At 68.4% G+C, this 8,694-nt stretch carries 6 protein-coding genes; 4 read left to right on the forward strand and 2 right to left on the reverse strand.

Features of this window, described 5'->3' with window-relative positions:
- Window positions 1-20 precede the first annotated feature (20 nt).
- The gene (locus B1964_RS08685) at window positions 21-2,687 is read right to left on the reverse strand and encodes a cytochrome P450 (RefSeq protein ID WP_079929512.1); all 2,667 of its coding nucleotides are present in this window, start codon (window positions 2,685-2,687) and stop codon (window positions 21-23) included.
- A 40-nt stretch (window positions 2,688-2,727) separates the two neighbouring features.
- Here B1964_RS08685 and B1964_RS08690 point away from each other — a divergent pair, with 40 nt between their 5' ends.
- The gene (locus tag B1964_RS08690; RefSeq protein ID WP_079929513.1) at window positions 2,728-4,008 is read left to right on the forward strand and encodes a glycosyltransferase; all 1,281 of its coding nucleotides are present in this window, start codon (window positions 2,728-2,730) and stop codon (window positions 4,006-4,008) included.
- Window positions 4,009-4,094: 86 nt separating this feature from the next.
- Window positions 4,095-4,859, forward strand: coding sequence for an HAD-IIB family hydrolase (locus tag B1964_RS08695; protein WP_079929514.1), 765 nt, complete (start codon window positions 4,095-4,097; stop codon window positions 4,857-4,859).
- Window positions 4,860-4,905: 46 nt separating this feature from the next.
- Here B1964_RS08695 and B1964_RS08700 read toward each other — a convergent pair whose 3' ends face one another.
- Window positions 4,906-6,657, reverse strand: coding sequence for an alkaline phosphatase D family protein (locus B1964_RS08700; RefSeq protein ID WP_079929515.1), 1,752 nt, complete (start codon window positions 6,655-6,657; stop codon window positions 4,906-4,908).
- 267 nt (window positions 6,658-6,924) lie between these two features.
- Between B1964_RS08700 and thyX the strand changes: the two genes are divergently transcribed.
- Both thyX and dapA read left to right on the forward strand, forming a co-directional pair.
- Window positions 6,925-7,677 carry an FAD-dependent thymidylate synthase gene (gene thyX, locus B1964_RS08705; RefSeq protein ID WP_079929516.1) on the forward strand — a complete coding sequence of 251 codons (753 nt, stop codon included), beginning with the start codon at window positions 6,925-6,927 and terminating at the stop codon, window positions 7,675-7,677.
- 109 nt (window positions 7,678-7,786) lie between these two features.
- Window positions 7,787-8,694: 4-hydroxy-tetrahydrodipicolinate synthase (gene dapA / locus B1964_RS08710; RefSeq protein WP_006371401.1), on the forward strand; the 908-nt coding region annotated here is incomplete at its 3' end.

The following is an 8,694-nucleotide window of genomic DNA, read 5'->3' on the forward strand; positions in this document are numbered from 1 at the left end:
CACCGATGACCAGCGCTCGCTCATCGCCTCGGCTCGAGGCGCACCCGGACCTGCGAGGGGGCGGCGACGAAATCGGTGGTCGATGGCCTGACCCGGCGGCGTCCGGCCGGCCGGACGGTCCAGCGCGAGTACAGGGCTGCCGAGCACAACAGGATCGTCGAGATCGCGAACGTGTTTCCCGGGCAATGGCGTTCTCCCACACCGAAAGCGAGATCGGCTTTCCGGTCGAGATCCTCGGCTCGGTCCGGCTGCCATCGGTCCGGGTCGAAGGTCTCCGGATCGGTGTAGAACCGTGGGTCGTGCAGGACGAGGTACGGGCTGTAGATCACCGTCGAACCGTCCGGCAGGGTGAGTCGGCCGGTCTCGTCGTCGCCGAGGGTCACCGGCCCGTCGGCGGTCTGACTGCTGATCCACGGCCCCCACATCCGCAGTGTCTCGGCCACGACCCGACGCAGGTAGGTGAGCTGTTCGAGGTGGTCGGGGTGTACCGGTCCCTCGCCGACGACGCGTTCGACCTCTTGTGCAACAAGGGAACTCACGTGCGGGTTGCGGGCGACCTCGTACCACACCCAGGCCAGGATCGATGCCGTCGAACCGACGCCGGCGGCCACCATCAGCAGCAGTTCGTCGATGATCTCGTCGTCGGACAGGCCGATTCCGGTGTCCTCGTCGGTGTGTCCGACGAGGACCGACAGGACGTCGCCGTGATCGACGCCTTGGCTTCGGTAGCGGCGAACGACGGCGCCGATGGCCTCGCGCAGCATCGCCGAATCCCGCGCGAAACGCCGGTTCGCGCGCATCCGCATCCGGCGGACGGGGGCGGGCAGTGCGCCGCGGATGATCACCTCGCCGAGCAACCAGGGCACGGTTTCGCGAACCCGATCGAGCGCGTCGGCGCCGAAGTCGGCACGAAACAGCGTCGAGGTGACGGTCTGCAGGATCAGACCGTGCGCCTCGGTCCGCAGGTCCACCGGACGCTCATGGGGCAGACCGCGCGACCAGTCGTCGGCGATGGCGGCCGTGGTGACCGCATACCGCGCCAGCCGACGCGCCCGCAACGCCGGTGCCATCTGACGTCTGCGCATCTCGTGGCGTCGGCCACTGAGGACATTGGAGGCCTCCCGGATCGCCTCGTGCATCGCCTCCTGCAGATCGGCGCGGTGGAACTCGCCTGCGGTCCGAAAACCGATCTGCCGGATCAGTTCCGGAGTCGTGACCAGATAGGCGGGCCGGGTCCCGAGGTCCACGCGCACCACCGGGCCGATACGGCCCAGGCCGACGATGAAATGCAGTCCCTGTCGCAGGGCGACGACGCTGTGGCCGAGCCCGGGTACGCGCCCGGGCGCGCTCGGGACGTCCTCGGGCCGCACAGGCATACTTCCTCGGCGCAGTCGCTCGGTACCGACGAGTTCCCGGTAGATCCCGATGGTCTGCCGGGTCATTCGGGACTGGGGGACTGCTTTGTCGGACAACGCATCTCGTGCAGCAGCGAGTCGTGCCGGGTAGGCGAGTACCGCTGCGATGACCGCGGCGACGGAATCGGCCGACGGATCGGCGGCGCGCAGCCCGCCGCCGGTGGGCACCGTCTCGTCGAGGTCGGGATCGCAGTAGATCACCGGGAGACCGGCAGCGGCGGCCTCGAGCAGGACCAGTCCCTGGGTGTCGAATCCGGCCGAGGTGAACAACAGCGCGTCGGCGTCGGCCATCGCGGCCAGTACTCCGGCCCGGTCGGTCGAACCGAGCAACCGAATACGTTGTCGCAGCCCGAATTCGTCGACGAGGGTACGGATGTGGTGCTCCTGATCGCCGCTGCCCAGGATGTCGAGGGTGCATCCCGGGGTCGACGCGACCGCCTCGACGGCCACCATCGGACGCTTCTCCGCGGAGATCCGGCCGCACCACAGCAATCTGAGCGGATCGTCGTGGCTGTGAGCCGACCGTTGCGGCAGTGTGGCCAGGAGATCGTCGTCGACACCGCCGGAGACGACCCGGATGTCACCCGAGAGACCATGGCGGCGCAATCGGTCGGCAAAGTGCTGGGTCGGTGCGATCACCACGTCGGCGGTACGCGCCTGCGCAAGCATCATGTGCCACACCTGCCGTGCGGTGCGGGACTCGGCAACCCGCGCGACCCCTCCGCCGTGGGTCAACAGGCGGGGGGAGACGAGGCAACGGTGCAGGATTCGCATTCCCACCGCGGACGCCCAAGGCGCGGGGGAGGTGCGTTCGACGAACACGTCGTCGCGGCTGTGCATCGTCTGGACCAGTGGGATTCGGTGCCGGCGGGCGACTTTGGCGCCGAGGATCGCAACCCCATAGGTGGTGTGCACGTGCACGACGTCGATCGGGGCGCGTCGGATCAGTTCACTCTCGACCGCCGCGAGGACTCCGCGGGTGGGTACGACGAACGGAAATCCGTTGACCGACAGCGCCCGCGGTGCGGGGACGGCCACGAGCCAGGTGGGCACGGCGGCCTCCGGATCGGTCGGCGCAGGAGCGAACACGGTCACCCGATGGCCGAGGCGTTCGAGTGCCCGACGCTGGTCGTCCACCGCGGTCGAGATGCCACCGAGCGATCCCGGCGGGAAGTCGGTGAACATGGCGATGTGCAGCCGGTCGTGGGGCATACCGCCGGGCTCAGGCGCCGTGGGCTCGCCGGGCTCGGGCGTCGCACTGTCGGGTCGCATTGTCTGCAGGGTAATCCACACCGCAATCGAAAGGAGTCACATGAGGATTGCGATCCCGTTGGCGGGAACACGCGGAGACGTCCAGCCGGCCGTGGCGCTGGGGGTGGAACTGCGCAGGCGCGGGCATGACGTCCTCGTCGGAGCGCCACCGAATCTCCTCGACTTCACCCGTCGTGCCGGTCTCGACGCGGTGAGCTGCGGACCCGATGTGGCACAACTGTATTCCTCCGACGAGGGGCAACGCGCGTTGGCCGCGGGCAGCAGCCTGGCATTGATGCGACTGGTCGGTGCGCAGATGGCCGACTATGCGTCTCGGATGAACACGGAGGTGATCGAGGTCTGTCGGGGTGCCGACGTGGTGGTTGCGACGCTGCTGACCGAGGATCGTGCGGCGTCGGTGACCGAGGCCTTCGACATCCCGATGGTGACGATGCACGGATTCCCGGGGCGGCCGAGCCGCAGCTATCCGTTCCCGGGTGCGCTGCCACCGACGATGACACCGCCCGCGGCGGTGAACCGCGCGACATGGCTGCTCGCCGACAACGTCCGTCGGCTCGTCTTCCTGCGATACCTGACTGCGTTGCGCACGGAATTGGGGCTACGTCGGAGTCTGGCCATTCCCGCCCAGATGTGTGCTCGCCGAGGGATTCCGGAGATCCAGATCTACGATCGCGCGCTGGTGCCCGGCCTGGCCGAGGAATGGGGGCACCGACGACCGCTCGTCGGGTTCCTGCCGCTGGAACCCGACACACGTGCCGCGGTCGGCGACCTCGACGGTGACCATGCCGAGGTGACCAAGTGGATCGGGGCCGGGAGCCGGCCGGTGTACTGCGGCTTCGGCAGCATGCCGATCCGTGACGCATCGGCCACCGTCGCCATGATGCGGACGGTCGCCGCACGGCTCGGCGTGCGCATCCTCGTCAGCGCGGGGTGGAGTGATCTCGATCCGGGCTCTCGCGGCGTCGCCGACAGCGACGTGATGGTCACCGGTGCGCTTGCACACGATCTGATCTTTCCCCGATGTGCGGCAGCGGTGCATCACGGTGGGATCGGCACGACCTTCGAGAGTCTGCGCGCGGGCATTCCGACACTGATCTGTTCGGTGTCGTTCGACCAGCCGATGTGGGGTGGGCAGGTGACCCGGCTCGGGGTGGGCGGGCACCTCCCGTTCGCCGACCTCGACGCCGATTCGCTGACCGATGCTCTCCGCGCCATCCTGCGCCCCGAGACCGTCGATCGCGCGGCCCGGTTCGCGGCACGACTGACCGAGCACTCCGACGCCACCGCACGCACGGCCGACATCGTCGAGGCCGCCGCGTGAGGCGGAATGGCGGCAGCCGGTCAGCGATGACATGCTTGTGCACCGACCACGCGAATACATCCACACAACAGAGGTGAGACACGACGATGACGGTGACCTTCGGCGATCACGACTATGCGCTGGTGATGTTCGACCTCGACGACACGCTCGCGCCGTCGAAGAGTCCGCTCGACGACGCGATGGTCGAGGTGTTGCGGCGGCTGCTGCAGCGGTCACTGGTGTGCATCATCTCCGGGGGGCGCTACGAGCAGTTCCGCGCCCAGGTCCTCGACCGGATCGGTGGCGTCGAGGAAGTCGCCAACCTGCACCTGATGCCCACCTGCGGCACCCAGTACGTCCGGTACTCCGCCGGACAGTGGGAGACCGTGTACGCCGAGGACCTCACCGACGACGAGAAGCAACGCACCCTCGACGCCCTGGAGACCGGCGCGAAGGAACTCGGGCTCTGGGAGACCGAGACCTGGGGCCCGATCCTGGAGGACCGCGGCAGCCAGATCACCTACTCGGCGCTGGGACAGTCGGCGCCGGTGGACGCCAAGAAAGCGTGGGACCCCGACGGCGCGAAGAAGGAATCGCTGCGGGCCTATGCCGCCGAACGACTTCCGGATCTGGAGGTCCGCAGCGGCGGGTCGACATCGGTGGACGTGACCCGCAAGGGCATCGACAAGGCCTACGGCGCACGCAAACTCATGGAGATCCTCGACCTGGGCCTCGATGACATCCTGTTCTTCGGGGACCGGCTCGACGAGGGCGGCAACGACCGCCCCGTCCAGGACATCGGCATCACCTCCGTCGCGGTCGAGGGCTGGGAGGACACTCACGGCAAACTCGTTGCGCTGCTGGACAACTGAGCCACCGCCCCCGTTCGGGTTTGCGAACCGGGTAGTGGGGAAATGCTCAGTTGATCGGCGCCGCGGCCGGTTGCACGCGTGACGATCCGGCCATCACCCGGTACGAGCGGCCGTGATACCGACCGGTCCGCGCATCGGTCTTGTCGGTGACGAACCACCAGTCCATCTGTGCCGCAGACGGCGTCACGGTCAGCACGGCATATCCGTGGGCGTCGAAGTCGTTCCACCGGACGTGCCGGTTGGCCGCCATCAGTGCCGGCGAGACCGCGGCACCCGCGGTGTGCTCGGGTACGCCGAGGATGTCGTCGATGTTGCTGGAGGTGACCGAGGTGACGACGAGTTCGGTTGCCACCGAACCGCTTCCCGGATAGTCGGCGGCATCGACCGGGATGTCACACGCCCATGACGAGTGGATGTCGCCGGTGATGAAGACCACGTTGGTCACCTTGTTCGACCGGATCGAGTCGAGCAGGCGCCGACGATCGGCGGTGTAGCCGTCCCACTGATCGGGATTGTAGGGCAATCCCTCGGCGGGCAGCCCGAGGGATTCGGTGAGTGCGGCGGTGGTGCGTGTGTCGAGCGGAGGCAGCAACACCGGTGCGATCATCACGGGATTGCCCACGATCTTCCATCGCGCCGCCGAGGACGCGAGACCGTCGGTGAGCCAACGCATCTGGGCGGCTCCGGTGATGGACCGGGCCGGGTCGTCGATGCGATTCGACGACATCGACACCTGCCGGTCGCGGTAGGTGCGCAGGTCGAGCATCGACAGGTCGAGCAACCGGCCGAAGCGCAACCGGCGATAGAGGTGGGTGCCCGAGTCGTCGGCGGCCGCGCGTACCGGCATCCACTCGTGGTACGCGCGTTCGGCGGCGGCCTTACGCGTCGCCCACGCGCCCTCGTCGGGCGAGTGGTTCTCGGCGCCCTCGGCCCACGTGTCGTTGGCGGATTCGTGATCGTCCCAGGTGCAGATCCAGGGCAGAACACGATGGAGCTCCGCGAGGTCCGGGTCGGTCTTGTACTGCGCGTGGCGGATTCGGTAATCGGCGAGGGTGACGATCTCGTGCCGCGGTGAATGTGTGCGCACCGCAACGGTTTTGCCGGTGTACTCACCGGTGCCGTACTCGTAGAGATAGTCACCGAGCGCGACGATGGCGTGCAGGTCTCGGTGGGAGCGCAGATGCCGGTACGCGCCGAAGTACCCGGCCTCCCAATTCGCGCACGAGACCACCCCGAAGCGCACCCGCGACACATCGGCGTCGGATGGCGGTGCGGTGCGGGTGCGGCCCACCGGCGACACCGCCCCGGTGGCCGGACCGGAGGTCACCCGAAACCGGTAGTGGTACTCGGTGGCCGGCGTGAGGCCTGCTGCATCGACCTTGACGGTGAAGTCGCGCTCGGCGAGGGCGTTCACCGATCCCGACGCGGCGACGGTCGCGAACCGCTCGTCGTGGGCGATCTCCCACCGCACGGTGCCTCCCGCGCCACGTCCCGAGCCCGGCACCGCGTCGGCGGTCGCAGTGATCCGGGTCCAGAGGATGACCCGGTCCGGCAGCGGATCACCCGAGGCGACGCCGTGGGCGAAGACGGCCGACGCCGCCGGCGCGGTCACCGGGGCGGCGACCGCGTGCGTTGCCCACGGGCCCGCGAGGGGGCTCGCCACGCACAGCGCGGCACCGGTCTGCAGGAGTCGTCGACGCCCGAGCGGCCCAGAGGGATTCGCGACAGCAGGGTTCGCGACAGAAGGGTTCGCGAGAGTCGGGTTGGCGGCAGTCGGGTTCGCGGGGGTCTGCGTCACGGGGCATCATTGTGCGGCATATCCGACATATCGCCACGGTCGATGCAGCGTGGCGCCCGCGTCGGCGCTGGTCGATGCGGCGATGACACCGACGCGACGTCGAGAATTCACCTGCTGCTCACCGGCTTGGCCGTCTCGCGTGCGGGGTGTGAGTCCGGTACGGGGTGCGCGGAATCGCCATGGATGCCGGTGGGACAATCGATGACTGCGTTCTCCTCCCGCCCGGGGGACGCGGCGATGGCGTGAGGCGAGTGACGAGGAGGCGACGTGTCCGAGATGGTTCCGTTGCGGGTGCTGATGGTGGCTGCCACCGAATTCACCGCGCCGTCGGATGTGCCCTGGACCACCGATGCCGACGGCGGCGAGGCCCTCGTCGAGTTCGCCGGTCGCGCCTGCTACCAGAGCTGGGACAAACCGAATCCGCGGACAGCGACCAATGCCGGCTACCTGCGCCACATCCTCGAGGTCGGGCACCTCTCGCTTCTCGAGCACGCGACGGTGACCTTCTACATCACCGGCATCTCCCGATCGTGCACCCACGAGCTCATCCGCCACCGGCACTTCTCGTACTCCCAACTGTCCCAGCGGTTCGTCCCCGAACACGATTCGAATGTGGTTGCGCCCCCGGCCATCAGCGGCGACGCGGAACTGGAGCGCTTGTTCGTCGAGGCCACCGACGCCAGCCGCGCCGCCTACACCGAACTCCTCGCCGCGCTCGAGTCCAAGTTCGCCGACGTCCCCAATGCGATCCTGCGTCGGAAACAGGCCCGGCAGGCCGCGCGGTCGGTATTGCCCAACGCCACCGAAACCAAGATCGTCGTCACCGGCAACTACCGTGCATGGCGCCACTTCGTCGGGATGCGCGCCACCGAGCACGCCGACGTCGAGATCCGCCAGCTCGCCGTCGAATGCCTGCGCCAGTTGATGCAGGTCGCGCCGACGGTGTTCGGTGACTTCGAGATCGGCACGCTCGCCGACGGCACCGAGGTCGCGACCTCACCGTTCGTGCTCGAGGGCTGAGGTCCTCCCGTACAGCACCGGCGGCCCACAAAGTGCTGGTGGCGTGCCTTTCTGCGACACGTGGTGCCCATTGGCCGCGGGCCACGGCGCCCCGGTAATCTTGACCACCATGAGCGCAACCGAGTCGCAGCCACAGGCGCACCCGTTCGGGACCAACGTCGTGGCGATGGTCACCCCTTTCCGTCCCGACGGTTCGCTCGATCTGGACAAGGCCGCCGAGCTGGCCGACCACCTGGTCGGCAAGGGTTGTGACGGACTCGTGGTCAGTGGCACCACCGGTGAGTCGCCGACCACCACACCCGACGAGAAGATCGAGCTGCTGCGCACCGTTCTGGACGCGGTGGGCGACCGCGCCCGCATCACCCAGGGCGCGGGCAGCTACGACACCGCCGAGAGCATCCGCTTCGCGCAGGCCTCGGAGAAAGCCGGCGCGCATGGTCTGCTCGTCGTCACGCCGTACTACTCCAAGCCGCCCCAAGCGGGTCTGCTCGCGCACTTCCGCGCCGTCGCGGACGCGACCAGCCTGCCCGTCCTGATCTACGACATCCCGCCCCGCTCGGTGGTGCCGGTCGCCAACGAAACGATGCTCGCACTCGCCGAACACCCCCGGATCAAGGGCGTCAAAGACGCCAAGGGTGATCTGCATTCGGCCGCGGGACTGATCGCCTCCACCGACCTCGAGTACCTCTCGGGCGAGGACGCGCTCAACCTGCCGTGGCTGTCGATCGGCGCGACCGGCTTCGTCAGCGTGATCGGCCATCTCGTCGCAGATCGCCTGCGCGACATGCAGATCGCCGTGGAGAAGGGTGATCTGCAGACCGCCAGATCGATCAACATCACCATGCTCCCGCTCGTCAACGCGATGGGACGGCTGGGAGGGGTGACCATGGTCAAGGCGTCGTTGCGCATCCTCGGACTCGACGTCGGGGACCCACGCCTGCCGCAGGTACCCGCCGACGGTCCGCAGATCGAGTCGCTCATCGCCGACCTCCGCACGGCCGGATTGCTGGACCGATG

The organism is Gordonia sp. i37 (genome assembly GCF_002043085.1).
Classification (GTDB): domain Bacteria; phylum Actinomycetota; class Actinomycetes; order Mycobacteriales; family Mycobacteriaceae; genus Gordonia; species Gordonia polyisoprenivorans.

Excerpts from the sequence above, each read along its gene's own strand:
- B1964_RS08695 (WP_079929514.1), top strand. The coding sequence starts at position 4,095 with ATGACGGTGACCTTCGGCGATCACGACTATGCGCTGGTGATGTTCGAC.
- B1964_RS08690 (WP_079929513.1), top strand. The coding sequence starts at position 2,728 with ATGAGGATTGCGATCCCGTTGGCGGGAACACGCGGAGACGTCCAGCCG.
- B1964_RS08685 (WP_079929512.1), bottom strand. The coding sequence starts at position 2,687 with ATGCGACCCGACAGTGCGACGCCCGAGCCCGGCGAGCCCACGGCGCCT.